The following is a 14,468-nucleotide window of genomic DNA, read 5'->3' as shown; positions in this document are numbered from 1 at the left end:
TTCGTGGTCGCCGATCAGCGCCTCCCCGGTCGGGCGTCACGGGGTGAACACGGCCCGTACGCAGCCGTCGGCCCGGTCCCGGAACAGCGCGTACCCCTCGGGGCCCCGCGCCAACGGCAGGCGGTGGGTGGCCAGGTGTTCGGTCCGCAGCTCGTCGCGGGCCATCAGGTCCAGCAGCACCGGCACGTCCCGTAGATCCGGTCGACGGGCGCCGCGCAGGGTGAGCCGCCGCTCGGTCACCGCGCCCAACGGGAACGCGTCGACGAATCCGTCCGTCCCGCCGAGCACCACCACCACGCCGCTCTTGCGACACGCGTGCACGGCCTCCCGCAGCGCGTCCGGTCGGTCGGCGTGCTGGCCACCGAACCGGTCGACGAACGACCGGGCCGGCGGCGCGTTGACCGCCACCACGCACACGTCCGGGCCGCGCCCGCCGCTGCGGTCGCGCAACTCCGCCGCGACGTCGGTACGGCGGTAGTCCAGCGGTTCGGCGCCGAAGTGCCGCTCGGCCATCCGCAACCGCTCCTCGTGCCGGTCGACGACCAGCACCCGAGCGGCACCACGCAGTACCGCCGCTCGGGCGGTCAACTGGCCCACCGCCCCGGCACCCCAGATCGCCACCACGTCACCGGGTCGCACCGCGCCCAACTCCGCGGCCAACCAGCCGGTCGGCGCGGCGTCCGCGGCGAACACCGCCCGGTCGTCGTCGACCGCGTCCGGCACGGCGAACGCGCCCACGTCGGCGTAGGGCACCCGCACGTACTCGGCGTGCCCACCGGCGAAACCGCCCGCCGCCCGGGGCCGGCCGAAGCAACCGCCGTCCGAGCGGACCCAGTCGTGCTCGGCGCTGGCCGGGTCGGCATGGGCGTTGTCGCAGCAGGAGTGCAGGCCCTGGCGGCAGTACCAGCATCCGCCGCAGGCGACGCCCGCGCCGACGACCACCCGGTCTCCGGCGCGGTGGCGAAGGACACCGGGGCCGACCTCGACCACCTCGCCCAGGAACTCCGCGCCGAGCACGTCGCCGGCGCGCAGCAGCGGGTGCCGACCGGCCAGCAACGGCAGGTCACCGCCGCAGGTGACGCTGCGTCGAACCCGGACGATGGCGTCGCGCTCGTTGCGCAGCTCGGGGTCGGGGACCTCGCGTACCGCCACCTCACCGGCGGCCACCCAACACAGCGCCCTCACCCGTGAACCTCGGGACGATCCAGCGCGGAGCGGTCCGCGCGGAGCACCTCGCCGGCCTCCACCCGCTGCTTGACCTGGCGCAGGGTCCGGCGGACCAGCAGGCCCGGGTCGTCGCCGACCAGGTGCGCGGCCAACCCGGTGGGCGGGGTGACGCCGGCCCGTGGCCGGGCGGCGAGTTCGGTGCCCCGGTCGCCGGGCGCCGGTCGCACCCGCACCTCGACCGCCCCGTCCAGGAGGCGCAGCGGCTCGGGCCATTGGCCGTCGGGAAGCACCTGCTCCGGCGGCCGGTCGACGGTCACCACCTCCCACCGGGCGGGCGCGGCGAGTCCGCCGTCCGTGCCGCGCCGGCTCCGCGCGCCGTCCGTGCCGCGCCGGCTCCGCGCGCCGGAATCGCCGTCCGCGCCCGGCCAACCCCGCCGCCGGGGTACGCGCAGCAACCGCGCCGCCCCGGTCAGCACCGCGCCGCCGAGGGCGGGTCCCGCCCGCGCCAGCCGTCCCATCGGTACCACCTGTCCTCCCGGTCCACGTCCCCCGATCGTCGGTCGCGGCCGGGTGAAGCGCGCTCGCCCGGAAGGGGTGAACCGGCCCGCGCCGGGTAACCGCTCGCCGACCGGGGGCGGAACGCGTGGTGGGGGTGGGGCCGGGTGCCGGAACAGAATCGCGTACGGGTCGAGCCGGCACCGGGACCACCGCTGCTGGCATCCCGGCTGACCCCGGCCGTGCCGCCGGAGCCGATGGTGGCCCGACCCCGCCTGCTGCGCCGGCTGGACGAGGGCAGCGCGGGACCGGTCACCCTGCTGGCCGCCCCCGCCGGCTGGGGCAAGACCACCCTGCTCGCCTCCTGGGTGCGGCTGGGCGGCGCCCCGCCCGAGGCCGAGCCGGGCACGATCGTGCCGGACTCCGGCGACCTGTCCGTTCCGTCCGCCGCCGGTCCGGTCTCGACGTGGATGTCGGTGGAGGCCGGCGACGACTCCGACCGGCTCTGGGCGTACCTCGCGGCGGCGCTGCGGTCGGCGACCGGTTCGGCGCAGGACGGCCCGGTGCCGGACCGGCCGCCGCGCCCCGACCAGCTGGAGGCGTTGGCCGCGACGCTCGCCGCAGCGGACCGGCCGGTGCTGCTGATCCTGGACGACCTGCACCGGGTCGCCGAGCCGGCGGCGCTGACCGGTCTGGAGTTCCTGCTGCGACACGCCGAGCAGCGGCTCCGCCTGGTGATCGGCGCGCGGGCCGGGTTGCACCTGCCCCTGCACCGACTCCGCCTCGCCGGCGAGCTGACCGAGATCGGGCCGGACGAGCTGGCGTTCACCGACGACGAGGTGGCCGACCTGCTCACCGCGCACGGCTCGGTGCTGCCGGCCGCCGCCGTGCACCGGCTGCGCGAGCGCACCGGCGGCTGGCCGGCCGCGCTGCGCATCGCGGCTTTGGCGGTACGCGGACAGTCCGACCCGGAACGCTGGATCGGGCAGTTCGGCGGCGACCAGCCGGAGATCGCCGGATACCTGCACGAGGAGGTCCTCGCGACGCTCGACCCGGCCGAGGCGGACCTGCTGCGGCGTACCGCCCTCGTCGACACCGTCTGCGCCGACCTGGCCGAGGCGCTGACCGGGCGCGCCGACGCCGGGCAGGCGCTGGCCGACCTGGCCGGGACCGGGGGTCTGCTGCACCGGCAGGACACCCGGCCGCCCTGGTACCGGTGCGAGTCACTGCTCGCCGACCTGCTCCGTGCCGACCTGGCCCGGCTGCCCGCCGACGAGCTGCGTGGGCTGCACGGACGGGCCGCCGACTGGTACGCGGCCGACGGCCGACCCGCCGACGCCCTACGGCACGCCCTGGCCGCCGGCCGGTGGGCTCTGGCCGGCGACCTGTTCGTCGCGCACTGGCCGGAGCTGACCCGCTACGACAGCGACCCGGTGCACGCACCGGCACCCGCGCCGCCGCCGGCGGAGGTGATCCGCGCCGACCCGGAGGTGGCGTTGGCCTGCGCCGCCGAGCGGGCGTACGCCGGTGATCTGCCGGCCGCCACCGGTCACCTGCACGCCGCGGCCGAGCACGCCGCGGGCCTGCCGGTGCCGCGCCGGGACCGGTTCCTGCGGTTGATCACCGCGCTGGAGCTGACCGTGGCCCGGCTCGCCGACGACCGGGGGGAGGTCCGGGCCGCCGCCGCTCGACTGCTGCGGACCCGCCCGCCGCAGGCCACGCCGACCCGGGTTCCGACCAACGCGCCGGCCGGCGCGGCGAGTTCCGCGCCGACGGCCGGTGGCGGCGGCACCGCCGACGACCTGGACCTGCGGGCGTTCACCGGCACCGCGCTGGGGCTGGTCGAGTTGGCCGACGGCGCGCTGCCCACCGCCCGGTTCGTCCGTGCCCGGGCGACGGCTCGGGAGGCCGGACGACCCCGCACCGAGCTGGTCGACACCAGCCGCGCCGCGCTTCTGCTCGCGGTGCGCGGTGAGCTACGGGCGGCCGAGCAGGCGGCCCGCGACGCGCTCGGCACGCCCCCCTGTGCGGGCTGGTCCGGTCGACTCGACTGCGCCTACGCCTATCTGGCTCTCGCCGTGGTGGCGCTGCTGCGCGACCAGCCCGAGGAGGCCACCGCGAACCTCGCCCTCGCCCTATCGGCGCTCGGCGTCGCGGGCGGTCGGGCCGGCGACTCCGCGGCGGGGGACGACGTGCTAGCCGCCTGCGGCGAACCGGTGGCGGCGGTGGTCGCCGCGCTGTGCCGAGCCCAGCTGCACCGCGACGCCGGCGACCTGGCGGCCGGTCAACGGTTGCTCGTCCGGGCCCGGGAGGTGCTGGCCGATCGGCCGTCCGCGGCCGAGTTGACCGCCCTGGTGCGGGCCGCCGAGACCGAGTTGCGCGCCGAGCGGGGCGACCTGGACTCCGCCCGGGATCTGCTGGCCGGCGCCACCGACGAGGGGGCCGACCCGGTGCTCGCGGTGGCGTTGGCGAGGGTGCAGCTGCGGGCCGGCGACGCTGCCGCCGCCGAGCGCACCCTGCCGGACTGGCAGGCGCCCGGAGCCGCGGCCTGGCCGCTGCCGGTACGCCTGGACGCGGGTCTGCTGGACGCGGTGCTGGCCGAGCGCGCGGGGGACGGGCGTCGGGCCGGCCGGATCCTGGAGCAGCTGCTGGACCTGGCCGGCCCGCAGGGCTGCCGCCGGGTGTTCACCCGTGCCGAACCGCCGGTGCGGGACCTGCTGGCCGCCCACCTGGACGCCGGCACTGCGCACTTCGCACTGGTCAGTGACCTGGTGCGGGGCGCCGGGCAGAGCACCGCCGGCCCGGCCACCGGGGCGGCGGGCACGCTCGACGAGCCGCTCACCGAGCGGGAGCTGACCATCCTGCGCTACCTGCAGAGCATCCTGTCCAACGTGGAGATCGCCAGCGAGCTGTCCCTGTCGGTCAACACGGTGAAGACCCACGTCCGCAACATCTACCGCAAGCTCGACGCGACCCGCCGGCGCGAGGCGGTCCGGCGGGCGCGTGAGTTGCGGCTGATCTGAGGTACGGCCGACCTGAGCGGCAGCGGCGGGTCAGGCGTTGGCGGCGGCGTCCGCGGCTGCCAGCAGATCGGGCAGGTCGTACCCGCCGTCGTGCCGGACCCCGTTGACGAACAGGGTGGGGGTGCCGTTGACCCCGCTGCGGATGCCCCCGACGAAGTCCCGGCGCACCCGATCCGCGTGCGCACGGCTCTCCACCTCGGCGTTCAACTCGTCCGGCGGCAACCCGACCTGCTCGACACCGAGCGAGAGGTGCACCGGGTCGAGTTGGTCCTGGTGCTCGTAGAGCCAGTCGTGCATCTCCCAGAACCGGCCCCGCGCACCGGCGGCCTCGGCCGTCTCGGCGGCCCGTTCGGCGTACGGGTGCACGTTGGCGATCGGGAAGTAGCGGTAGACCAGCCGTACGGTGTCGGCCCGTTGCCGCAGCAACTCGTGCAGGTTCGGGTATGCGGCGCCGCAGAACTGGCACTGGAAGTCGCCGTACTCGACGATGGTCACCGCCGCGTCGGCCGGCCCCCGGATGTGGTCCTCGGTGGTCACCGGATCCCGCAGTCGGGCGGTGACCTGCAGTGGCGTACTCATCCGGCCATCACCTTCCGGTCGGCGGCGAGTTGGTCCAGCGCGTCGAAGATGCCGTCGGCGCCGGGGTTGACCTCGGGCGGCGACAGGTAGCTCCAGGCCACCGTTCCCGTCGGGTCGAGGACCACCAGCGCGCGGGCCGCTTCTCCCCGTGGCAGGTACGCGCCGTAGCGGCGAGCCACCTCACCCTTGGGCTCGAAGTCGGCCAGCAGGGGGAACTCGATGCCCTGGCTCTCGGCGAACGCCCGGTGTGACCAGATGCTGTCCACCGAGATGCCGAGCACCGCCGCCTGGTACTGGGCGAAGACGGGTGCCGCCGACTGGTAGAGCGCCATCTGGTCACCGCAGACGGGGCTCCAGTCGGCGGGGTAGAAGGCGAGCACGACCGGCCGGCCACGGAACTGCTCAGGCCCGAGCAGAGCCCCGTCCGGGGTGGCCGGCAGGGTGAAACCGGGCGCCGCGCGTCCCGGTTGGATCAGCCCGTTCGGATCACTCATGCCGCCAGCCTGCTCCCGGGGTGGGTGAGGCGACCTCACCCACCCCGGGTGGTTCCGCGCTCGTTCCCGCTCGCTCAGCGCAGCACCGGGGCGACCGCGATGTGGTTCTGCACCTCCCGGATGCCCGGCGCGGACCAGGCCACCTGCTCCACCTCGGCCCGCTCGGGCATCGAGTGCACCAACCCGGCGAGTATCGCGGTGTCGCCGTGCACCCGGACGCTGATCCGTTCGGCCTCGGTCGCTCCGGCCCGGGCGAGGGCGTCGACGATCCGATCGGCCAGATTGCGACCGTCCGGCGGGGAGGCCGGCCGGACGATGATGCCGTTGCTCACCCCGCGTACGCCGGTCAGCCGGGCGACCGCGCGTTCGGCGGCTCGCCGCTGGTACTCCCACTCGACATCCCCGTGCAGGGTCACCCAGCCAGCCGAGACGGTGACCTGGAGTTTCTCGATGGGCACGAACGCGTCCCACTCCAGCGCGCGGCTTGCCGCCGCGGCCAGGTCGGTGTCGGCGCGCTCGGTCTCGTTGGTGAGCTGCACGGCCATGTCGTTGGCGACCGCCCGGACCGAGGCGACCCGGTGGGCGGCCCGTTCGGCGGCCCACTTCTTGGCGTAGCTGTCCACGCGGCCGGTCAGGGTGACGACGCCCTCGGCGACGGTCACGCCGATCTCGTGCGGCTGTACCCGCGGTTCCCAGGTCAGCTCGTCGAGAACGGCGGACTGGATGTCCTGGTCGGTGCTGCTGATCTCCGCGATGGCCATCTGTCCTCCTCCGCTGATCCGTTGGCGGACCGGGTGGTGGCTGTGGCCCGGGGTCCGCCGTGCTGCGATCCTGCCGCCGCTGCGGGTGAGCCGCCCTCGCCCGGACCGGGTGACGGCACGGCCGAACCTGGGCGGCTCGGGTGGAAGGTGTGAACGAACATCTATGGGAGCGCTTCCAAAGCGAGCTGCTTTCGGTTACGGTAATCGCGTTCCTCGATCGCGGGAGCCGTCGCGTCGGGTCGTGGGAGCCAGGGGCAGCTCCGTCCGTTCCCGTCGTCGTGCTCGTCCCCCGGGCCACGACGGCACCAGGCGATCGACCCCGTCCCCCGGGGCTGCATGCCGAGAGGAACCGCAGATGCGGAGACGCAGGCCGGCGTCCTCCACCAGTGCCGACGTTTACTTCGGCCGGCTCGTCGACCGACAGCTTCCGGCCACCGCGCCGGCGGCCACTCCGCTCTGGCCGCCAGCACCGGCGCGAGCCGCTGAGCTGGTGATCCGGGCGGGACCCCGGATCACCACCCAAACACCGGTCCGCCGGGTCGCCTGAGGGGTCCGGCACCCGGCGGACCGGCCCCCACCCACCCAACCCCCAACCCGACCCACCCCCCCCACCGCAAGCACCCCCCACCGCAAGCACCCCCCACCGCAAGCACCCCCCACCGCAAGCACCCCCCACCGCACGCACGCACCCCACCCCCGCACGCACGCGTCGATCATGGAGTTGTGGTGGGGGAAATAGTCGCGCCTGCCCCATTCCTCCACCACCACAACTCCATGATCGACCTAATGGAGCCTGACGGGCGGGGGCCTTGGGTGGGTGGGGTGACGGTTGGGCCCCGCTTGACCTGGGTCGAGCGGGGCCCGTAAGGGTGCTGGTGCTGTCGTTCAGACGGCGGGGGAGTTGGGCCGGTCGACGTCGACGAACTCCACGTCGTCGACGGCACGGTCGTCCCGGCTGCCGGCGGCCCGCGCGGCGGAACCGACGGCCCAGCCGACCGCCGCGCCGACGAGCGCGGCGCCGATCAGGAGCGTCCAGGGCAGTGCCGGCTGGCGTCCGGCGAGCGCGTCGAAGGCCAGCGAGGCGCGGCGTCGCGCCTCCTCGGCGGCGGATCCCACCAGGTCACCCGCCTCGTCGGCGAGGTCATTGCTGTTGCGACGGGCCGAGCGGGCGGTGTCCCGCACACTGTCTCCGGCGTAGTTGACCGCCGAGAGCAGGTGCTCCCAGGCCTGGTCCGCGATCCGCTCCGGCTTGCTGCGGCGGTCCAGCAGGTTGGTTCCGAACATCGTGGTTACCTCCTCGGGTGCCGAAGCCGCCGGCCACTTCGGACTTCGGCGTCTTTCCAGCGCGTCACGGTTTCGCCTATCCCGCAGTGCCCCACGGCGGTCGGGCGCAAACCCGACCGCCGCGGAGCACCCGGCACGTCGACGCGCCGCCGACTCGACGCGCCGCCGACTCAGCGCGCCACTGACGTCGACGCGCCGCGTCCCAGCGTGCCGCCGGTTCAGCGCGCCACGACTCAGCGCACCGCTGACACGGCGACGCCACGGGCGAAGTCGTCATCGTCGTCATCGTCGTCTCCGCCACCGAAACCGCAGGCCAGGACGAGGGCGAGCAGAACGCCGACGCCGGCCAGTCCGGCAAGTCGCTTGATCATCGAAGATCCTCTCCGTCACGGTGGGTGTCTCGGCCGATGCTAGGGCGCGCCGGCAACCGTGGGCGCGGATCGGGCCGGGCGGCTGCGGGCGACACGCCGGTGGCACACGGGGCAGGCGTAGGTGGCGGGCCGGTTGTCGGGTGCGCCGGGTGCGGACCGCTACCCTGGTTCGGCGGCGCGTCGGTCACGACCGATCGCCGACGGGTCAAATAACAAAAAGTCTTGAGTAATCAGATACTGAAAAGTGCGGATATGGGCGGCTTTGTGGGTCCGGATCCGCGAATTGCTCATCCCGAGGGGTGGCGACCGAGGCCGTCGGAGGAATACTCTCGGTCGCGGCCCGCGTACTGATGAGGCGCCCGGGGGACGGGCGGGTGGAGGTGCTCGCGTGAGCCTGTCGATCGTGAAGTCGGTTCTGTCCGGTGGTGTCGTGGAGATCGCCCCGCGGGGCGAGATCGACGTCGACACAGCGTACGAGGTGCGCGAAGCGATCGCAGAGGTGCTGGCCAAGGGCCGCCCGCTGCGCATCGAGCTCAACATGAGGCTGGTCACCTTCATCGACTCGGTCGGCATCAGCGCCATGGTTGCCGGCTTCCAGACCGCCGAGGTCAGCGACGTCAAGCTGGTGGTCACCGAGCCGAGCCGGTTCGTGCACCGGCAGCTCTGGGTGACCGGCCTGCTCGGCCTGTTCGGTGCCCCCGAGCCCTACTTCGCCGGCGCCGCCACCCCCGAGGTGCTGCCCGGCGCCTGACCGGGCCAGGCAATCCCGGTCAGGGCCGCTCGTCCAGCCCGGTCAGGTCGATGTCGGTCGCCTCGGTGACCGCTCGGATGGCCGTCACCGATGCGTACCCGGCGGCCAGCAGCGCCACGTCCGTGCCGGGCTGCGCGGCCTGCCCCGGCTCCTCGAGCGAGGTGCGGACGAAGCCGTGGCCGGACTCGGCCACCGTCATCTGCACCTGACCGAAGCTGGCCAGAGTGCCCCGACGCACCCCGCGCAGCTGCCCGTGTGGCAGGTCCGGGGCGTTCACGTTGAGCACGCTCTCTGGCGGCGCGGAGGTCAGCCGGGGGAGCAGGTCCAGGGCGACCCGCGCCGCGGTGCCCCAGTGCCGCTCGGCGTCGCGTACCCGGGCGGCGGCATCCACCGCCGCGCCACCGCTCGCGGCCGTGGCCTCGCCGGCCGAGAGCACGTCGAGTGAGACCGCCATCGCCCGGCAGCCGTTCGTGGCGGCGGTGAACGCGGCGCCCACCGTCCCGGAGTGCAGCACCGCCCGGCCGGCGTTGGCACCCCGGTTGACACCGGAGAGCACCACCGACGGCGGCGGGCCGAACGCCCCGTGCAGGGCGATCAGCGTGATGAAGCCGGGGGAACCGGCGACCGCGTACGCCGGCACGCCGGCCAGGTCCGGCAGCGGGTGGTCGTTCACCACGACTCGCCCGTCGCGCTCCACGGCACTCATCGCGGCGCTGGTGCCGCTAGCCTCCTCCATCGGCGCGGCGACCACCACGTCCAGGCCCCGCCGCGCGGCAGCCGAGGCCAGCGCCTGGATGCCCGGTGCGGCGATCCCGTCGTCGTTGGTGATCAGCACCCGGAGGGTCATCGCTCGACCACCCGGTCGGCCAACTCGTCCGGGGTGGTCCGCTCCTGTTGTCGGGTGTCCGCCGGGACCAACCGGACCCGGTCGACCAGCCCGGTGATCGAGTCCAGTCGTCCGGTGCCCAGGCCGTGCCGGGTCACGTTCAGCGCACCAGCGGCGGCGCCGGTGCGGATGGCGGTTCGGATGTCTCCGCCCCTGGCCACGACGGCGGCCACCCCGGCGGTCATCGAGTCGCCCGCGCCGCGCGGGTCGGCGGCCTCCAGCCGGGGCATCTCGACCTCGAACAACTCCCCGTCGATGAGCGCCAACGCCGGCTGGTCGGCGCGGCTCACCACCACCGTCTCGGCGCCACACTCGTGCAGCTCGTACATGGCCCGGGTCAGCTCCAGGCTGTCGTCGCTGCGGGCGCGGCCGTCGCGAATCAACTCCTCGTGACTCACCTTGAGGAAGAACACCCCGCTCTCCAGCACCGAACCGAGGTGGTCGCCGGAGAGGTCGACCACCACCCGGCCGCCGTTCGCGCCGAGGTCGGCGGCGAAGCGGCGGTACAGGTCGGCCGGGACGAGCCACGGCTCGTTCGGCCCACTGAGGATGCTCACCGGGGCCCGCAGTCCCTCGCCGAGGGCGAGGTTGTACAGCTCGTCGATCTCATGCCGGCTCAGCGGTTGCCCAGGCACGTCGACGATCTCCTGCCGGGAGCCCTCCCGGCGATCGTGCACGTACCCGCCGCTGCCGGAGTCGCGGACCACCACCTTGAGATCCACCCCCTCGCTGACCAGCAGCGGCTCCAGCACCTGGCCGATCTCACCGCCGAGGGCGGCGCAGAGCACCACGTCGACCCCGAGGGACAGCACCATCCGGGCCTGCCAGACGCCCTGCCCGCCAGGGTGCAGGTGCAGCTCAGGTTGGTCGTTCGGCTGATCGACGGTCACCGTCAGCTGTGGAGTGGGCGCGAAGACCATCACGTGCCCGCTCACCGATCGTCGCCGCTCATGCTGTCCGCCTCCGCCACCGTTGGGTGAATTGCTCCCAATCGACCCTAATCGGACAGGCGGTGGCAGGGTCTCCTATCGGCCCGGCCCGTCGCGATGTCGCGGGCCGTCGGGCGTTGCCAGCCAGACACCGGTACGGGACGATCGTGCGACCAGCGACGGCGGGAGACGGTGTGCTCAGCAGCGATACCTTCAGCTACACCGTCCAGGCCCGGTGCGCACCCACCGACGCGGCAGCGCTGCTCAGCGACCTGACCCGACAGGGCGAGCTGCACCCACTGATCGTCCGGGTTCGTCGGGTGCCGCCCCGGGCCGGCGCTCAGGCCAGCTACACGATCAACGATCGGCTGGCCGCCGGCCCGCTGCGCTTCCGGACTACCTATTGCGCGGACGTGCTGGTCAGCGAGGCCGACGAGATCGTCATGGTGGCTCGCCAGTGGCCAGCCACCACGGTGCGCAACCACACCCGACTGCGGGCCGAGCCGGACGGGCTGGTTCGCATCGACGTCGAGATCACCCTGACCGCGCCGAGCCCGCTGTTCCGGTACGCGTTCCGCCAGGCCCGGGCCGCCCACCTCGCACTCGCCACCCGGCTCGGCGCGGCCCTCGACAACCCCCAACCCCCGGGCTGACCCACCCCACTCCGCCGATCTTGCAGTTTCGGTTGTCGGTATCAGGGGGATAGCCCGTTATGCCGGGACAGTAAGTGCAAGATCGCGGGGCAGTGGGGCGTGTCCTGGGCATCAGGGAGCTGTCGCGGTGGGGCGGGAGGGGCGGGTGGTGGGGCGGGTGGTGGGGCGTCGGCCCCACGGCTTGTAGGTCGACAGCACCGTCGCGACGATCATCAGGCTGGTCGACACCGCCGGCGCGATCACCAGATCGGCGCGGTCCCGAACGGGCAGGGCGGCACCCATCGCCGCGGCGTGGCGCAGGTTCGGGGTGAGCAGGAACAGCACCAGCCCGACCATCACCGTGGTGAGGACGAGCTTGACCAGCACCCAGCGGTGGCGCAGCAGGCCCCACGGGGTGAGCAGCGAGCTGGCCACACCGATCAGCCAGACCAGGACGCTCAGCGGCGCGAACAGCACCGTGCCGACCAGCGCGGTGACCGGGTAGACCACCGCCGGGTCGGCTCCGCGCTGCACGGCGATGCCGAGGGTGAGCAGCACCAGGTCGGTGCCGAGCCAGCCGAGCGAGGTGACCAGGTGCAGGGTGAGCAGCGCCTTGCGGGCGGTGGGTCGTATCCGAGGCATACCGCGATGCTGCCCGCCGACCCCGGCCGGGTCGTCCGACCGCCGACGACATCCGGGGTACGTCCGGCGACGTAGCCGGGTCGACTGCGCATGATCGAGACGACATCGCTGCCGTCGGGGTGTCCCGTCGCGCGGACACCCCGACAGCGGCGACGGCGGTTCTAGTAGACCGACAGGTGCACGTGGTTGGTGTGGTCGGTGGACGGGGTGCCGTTGGCCCCGCTGTACGACTTCCACCCGCTGCTGGGCAGCCAGATCTGCTTGAACCAGATCACGTAGAGCACGGCCAGCCGGTCCGCGTTGCGGATGAAGTACGCGGCCAGGTTGTTGCCGTACGTCTTGTCACCGCCGGTGGCGACGCCGCCGAAGCCGCCCTTCTGTGCGGCGAAGTCGCAGGCCCGGCCCTTCGGGTGTTCACCGGAGCCGCTGGGGCGGTGGCAGGAGACGTACCGGGTGAAGCCGGCGGCCTTGGCCTGGTTGAGCGCGTGCAGGGTGCGCGGGGTGATGCAGCCGCTGGCCGGTGTGGGGTCGTCGACGCTGCACGACTCCGACGGCCAGGAGCCGTCGGAGTTACGCGGCGCCGCCGTGGCGTTGGCGCTGGAGGTGCCCCGGTTGGAGCCGGTGTCGGCGGCGGTCTGCGGCTTGGGCGCGGTGGCCACGGTCAGGGCCCGTTCGGCCTGCTCCTTGCGCTTGGCCATCACCGCCACCTGCTTGCGCTGTTCGTTGATCTCGCCGTTCAGGGCGACCCGGGTGCGGTTGGCCTGGTCCTTGCTGCTCAGGAGGTCGCGCAGCACCCGGTCCTCGTTGGCGGCGACCGCGTCCAGCGCGGCGGCCCGGTCCATGAAGCCTTCCGGGGTGTTGCTGTTGAGCAGCGCCGACATCGTGCCGAGTCGACCGGTGCGGTACGCCACTTCGGCGATCTCGCCGACCTTGCCGTTGCGCTGGTCGAGCTCGACCTCAATGGCCTTGAGTCGGGTGGTGAGCTGCTGCTGCCGTTGTACGGAGGTGTCCAGGGCGCGTTTCGCGTCCAGGTAGCCCTTGCTGGCCGCCTCGAGTTGGGCGCGCAACGACGGGGTGCCGCCCTCTTCGTCGGAGTCGGGTGCGGCGGCCCGCAGGCCGGTCGGGGGAGCGGCGGAGGCGGTGCCTGCCGGGAGCGCGACGCCGAGGGTGAACATCGCGACGATCAGGGCCGCCAGTCGGGCGGCGGGTGGTCGTGCTGGTGCCACTGCGCATGTCCTTCCGTCAGCCGCCGACCGGGTTAGCTGACGGGTTCGGGACGGAAGATCCCTACCGCTGACGCGGATGCACCCCAGGAACGTGGTTCCCCGGTTCGCCCATTCGAACGATTAGGCGGCGGCCGCCACCGGCGCCGGGAGGGCGCCGCCTGGTGGTGGCCGGGACCGAGCCTACCGGTGCCACTGGGGTGGCTGCAGCCAATGTGACGGACGGTGCGTGCGGCACCACGGAAAACTACCGCGCCGTCACCACTCGATCGAGCCGCAGGCCCCGGAGGCGGCACCGGGCTCGATCTGCAACGTCGCGTGCTCGATGCGGAAGTCGTCGTGCAGGGCCGTACGCGCCGCGGTGAGCACCGCGCCGACCTCCGCGCCGGGCGCCATGGTCAGGTGGGCGGAGGCCACCTCCATGCCCGAGGTGAGCGTCCAGACGTGCAGGTCGTGCACCTCGACAACACCGGGCACCGCGGCCAGCCGGTCGTGCACGGCGGTCACCTGGAGGTGCTCCGGGGCGGCCTGCACCAGGATGCGGAGGGCGGCGCGGGCCAGCCGCCAGGTGCGCGGCAGGATGAACACACCGATGGCGACCGCGACCAGGGGGTCGGCCCACCACCAGTCGGTGACGGCGATGAGCAGCGCCGCGCCGATGACGCCGAGTGAGCCGAGCAGGTCGCCGAGCACCTCCAGGTAGGCGCCCTGGAGGTTGATGCTCTCCCGGGCCCCGGCGCGCAGCAGGGCGAAGGCGGCGATGTTCGCGAGCAGGCCGAGCACGGCCACCACGAGCACCGGGCCGGCGATGACCTGGTGCGGGTCGCCGAAACGGCGGATCGCCTCGATCACCACGTAGATCGCGACGCCGGAGAGCAGGACGGCGTTGGCAAGCGCGGCGAGCACCTCGAGTCGGTAGAGCCCGAAGGTGCGCTGCGGGTCGCCGGTGGCCCGCCGGGTCGCCGTGATCGCGGCGAGCGCCATCCCGATGCCGAGCACGTCGGTGAACATGTGCCCGGCGTCGGAGAGCAGGGCCAGCGAGCCGGTGTGCAGGGCGACCACCGCCTCGACCACCATGAGGGTGGCGAGCAGCCCGAACGCCGCCCAGAGTCGACCCTTGTGCTGCTGTGCGGCATTGGCGACGGACCCATGGTGGTGGTCATGACCTGCGCCCACGAGAACCACCTTCCGCCGCTGGTCGGGACCCGGTCAAATGTATGCTCACATCGCT

The 14,468-nt window shown here is 73.7% G+C and carries 16 protein-coding genes and 1 riboswitch; of the genes, 4 read left to right on the top strand and 12 right to left on the bottom strand.

What is annotated here, in order from left to right; genetic code table 11:
* Positions 1–36 precede the first annotated feature (36 nt).
* Both AB0J33_RS23360 and AB0J33_RS23355 read right to left on the bottom strand, forming a co-directional pair.
* Entirely contained in the window at positions 37–1,185 is a 1,149-nt protein-coding gene (locus tag AB0J33_RS23360; RefSeq protein ID WP_363616135.1) for an alcohol dehydrogenase catalytic domain-containing protein, read from the bottom strand.
* Positions 1,182–1,685 carry a hypothetical protein gene (locus AB0J33_RS23355; protein ID WP_363616134.1) on the bottom strand — a complete coding sequence of 168 codons (504 nt, stop codon included), beginning with the start codon at positions 1,683–1,685 and terminating at the stop codon, positions 1,182–1,184. Before AB0J33_RS23355 ends, AB0J33_RS23360 begins: the two co-directional genes overlap by 4 nt.
* A gap of 144 nt (positions 1,686–1,829) precedes the next feature.
* Here AB0J33_RS23355 and AB0J33_RS23350 point away from each other — a divergent pair, with 144 nt between their 5' ends.
* A complete protein-coding gene (locus AB0J33_RS23350; protein ID WP_363616133.1) occupies positions 1,830–4,685 on the top strand; it encodes a LuxR C-terminal-related transcriptional regulator in 2,856 nt (951 codons plus the stop codon).
* A gap of 30 nt (positions 4,686–4,715) precedes the next feature.
* Here AB0J33_RS23350 and AB0J33_RS23345 read toward each other — a convergent pair whose 3' ends face one another.
* From AB0J33_RS23345 to AB0J33_RS23335, 3 genes are all read right to left on the bottom strand, one after another.
* Positions 4,716–5,264, bottom strand: a complete 549-nt coding sequence (locus AB0J33_RS23345) for a thioredoxin domain-containing protein (protein ID WP_363616132.1) — start codon at positions 5,262–5,264, stop codon at positions 4,716–4,718.
* Entirely contained in the window at positions 5,261–5,758 is a 498-nt protein-coding gene (locus tag AB0J33_RS23340; RefSeq protein ID WP_363616131.1) for a redoxin domain-containing protein, read from the bottom strand. The genes AB0J33_RS23345 and AB0J33_RS23340 overlap by 4 nt, the downstream gene beginning before the upstream one ends.
* Before the next feature lie 74 nt (positions 5,759–5,832).
* Positions 5,833–6,519, bottom strand: a complete 687-nt coding sequence (locus tag AB0J33_RS23335) for a BON domain-containing protein (protein WP_363616130.1) — start codon at positions 6,517–6,519, stop codon at positions 5,833–5,835.
* Between the two features lie 355 nt (positions 6,520–6,874).
* Between AB0J33_RS23335 and AB0J33_RS23330 the strand changes: the two genes are divergently transcribed.
* The gene (locus tag AB0J33_RS23330) at positions 6,875–7,066 is read left to right on the top strand and encodes a hypothetical protein (protein WP_363616129.1); all 192 of its coding nucleotides are present in this window, start codon (positions 6,875–6,877) and stop codon (positions 7,064–7,066) included.
* A gap of 338 nt (positions 7,067–7,404) precedes the next feature.
* On the opposite strand, the gene AB0J33_RS23325 is transcribed toward AB0J33_RS23330, so the two are convergent.
* Both AB0J33_RS23325 and AB0J33_RS23320 read right to left on the bottom strand, forming a co-directional pair.
* Complete coding sequence (locus AB0J33_RS23325) at positions 7,405–7,803, bottom strand: hypothetical protein (RefSeq protein WP_363616128.1); 399 nt, start codon at positions 7,801–7,803, stop codon at positions 7,405–7,407.
* A 233-nt stretch (positions 7,804–8,036) separates the two neighbouring features.
* The gene (locus AB0J33_RS23320; RefSeq protein ID WP_363616127.1) at positions 8,037–8,174 is read right to left on the bottom strand and encodes a hypothetical protein; all 138 of its coding nucleotides are present in this window, start codon (positions 8,172–8,174) and stop codon (positions 8,037–8,039) included.
* Positions 8,175–8,562: 388 nt separating this feature from the next.
* On the opposite strand from AB0J33_RS23320, the gene AB0J33_RS23315 reads away from it, so the two are divergent.
* Positions 8,563–8,925: an STAS domain-containing protein gene (locus AB0J33_RS23315; RefSeq protein WP_030330302.1), complete on the top strand. Its 363-nt coding sequence runs from the start codon at positions 8,563–8,565 to the stop codon at positions 8,923–8,925.
* A 19-nt stretch (positions 8,926–8,944) separates the two neighbouring features.
* Here the strand turns inward: AB0J33_RS23315 and AB0J33_RS23310 are convergent, their stop codons facing one another.
* Entirely contained in the window at positions 8,945–9,772 is an 828-nt protein-coding gene (locus AB0J33_RS23310; RefSeq protein WP_363616126.1) for a 5'/3'-nucleotidase SurE, read from the bottom strand.
* Complete coding sequence (locus AB0J33_RS23305; RefSeq protein ID WP_363616125.1) at positions 9,769–10,746, bottom strand: PfkB family carbohydrate kinase; 978 nt, start codon at positions 10,744–10,746, stop codon at positions 9,769–9,771. The genes AB0J33_RS23310 and AB0J33_RS23305 overlap by 4 nt, the downstream gene beginning before the upstream one ends.
* 188 nt (positions 10,747–10,934) lie before the next feature.
* On the opposite strand from AB0J33_RS23305, the gene AB0J33_RS23300 reads away from it, so the two are divergent.
* Positions 10,935–11,393: an SRPBCC family protein gene (locus AB0J33_RS23300; protein WP_363616124.1), complete on the top strand. Its 459-nt coding sequence runs from the start codon at positions 10,935–10,937 to the stop codon at positions 11,391–11,393.
* Between the two features lie 111 nt (positions 11,394–11,504).
* On the opposite strand, the gene AB0J33_RS23295 is transcribed toward AB0J33_RS23300, so the two are convergent.
* The 3 genes from AB0J33_RS23295 to AB0J33_RS23285 form a co-directional block, all read right to left on the bottom strand.
* Entirely contained in the window at positions 11,505–12,014 is a 510-nt protein-coding gene (locus AB0J33_RS23295) for a hypothetical protein (RefSeq protein ID WP_363616123.1), read from the bottom strand.
* Positions 12,015–12,175: 161 nt separating this feature from the next.
* On the bottom strand, positions 12,176–13,189 hold the full coding sequence (locus AB0J33_RS23290) for a hypothetical protein (protein ID WP_363616236.1): 1,014 nt from the start codon (positions 13,187–13,189) through the stop codon (positions 12,176–12,178).
* Positions 13,190–13,245: 56 nt separating this feature from the next.
* Positions 13,246–13,377: riboswitch (cyclic di-AMP (ydaO/yuaA leader) on the bottom strand.
* Positions 13,378–13,495: 118 nt separating this feature from the next.
* Positions 13,496–14,413, bottom strand: a complete 918-nt coding sequence (locus AB0J33_RS23285) for a cation diffusion facilitator family transporter (protein ID WP_363616122.1) — start codon at positions 14,411–14,413, stop codon at positions 13,496–13,498.
* Between the last annotated feature and the right edge of the window lie 55 nt (positions 14,414–14,468).

Source organism: Micromonospora sp. NPDC049645 (assembly GCF_040675155.1).
Classification (GTDB): Bacteria; Actinomycetota; Actinomycetes; order Mycobacteriales; family Micromonosporaceae; genus Micromonospora.
Note: the sequence above shows the minus strand (reverse complement) of the source record. Positions and strands in the feature narration are given on the sequence as shown.

Coding starts and splice junctions, on each gene's coding strand:
- AB0J33_RS23355 (WP_363616134.1), bottom strand. CDS start 1,685: ATGGGACGGCTGGCGCGGGCGGGACCCGCCCTCGGCGGCGCGGTGCTG.
- AB0J33_RS23345 (WP_363616132.1), bottom strand. CDS start 5,264: ATGAGTACGCCACTGCAGGTCACCGCCCGACTGCGGGATCCGGTGACC.
- AB0J33_RS23340 (WP_363616131.1), bottom strand. CDS start 5,758: ATGAGTGATCCGAACGGGCTGATCCAACCGGGACGCGCGGCGCCCGGT.
- AB0J33_RS23335 (WP_363616130.1), bottom strand. CDS start 6,519: ATGGCCATCGCGGAGATCAGCAGCACCGACCAGGACATCCAGTCCGCC.
- AB0J33_RS23330 (WP_363616129.1), top strand. CDS start 6,875: ATGCGGAGACGCAGGCCGGCGTCCTCCACCAGTGCCGACGTTTACTTC.
- AB0J33_RS23325 (WP_363616128.1), bottom strand. CDS start 7,803: ATGTTCGGAACCAACCTGCTGGACCGCCGCAGCAAGCCGGAGCGGATC.
- AB0J33_RS23320 (WP_363616127.1), bottom strand. CDS start 8,174: ATGATCAAGCGACTTGCCGGACTGGCCGGCGTCGGCGTTCTGCTCGCC.
- AB0J33_RS23310 (WP_363616126.1), bottom strand. CDS start 9,772: ATGACCCTCCGGGTGCTGATCACCAACGACGACGGGATCGCCGCACCG.
- AB0J33_RS23295 (WP_363616123.1), bottom strand. CDS start 12,014: ATGCCTCGGATACGACCCACCGCCCGCAAGGCGCTGCTCACCCTGCAC.
- AB0J33_RS23290 (WP_363616236.1), bottom strand. CDS start 13,189: ATGTTCACCCTCGGCGTCGCGCTCCCGGCAGGCACCGCCTCCGCCGCT.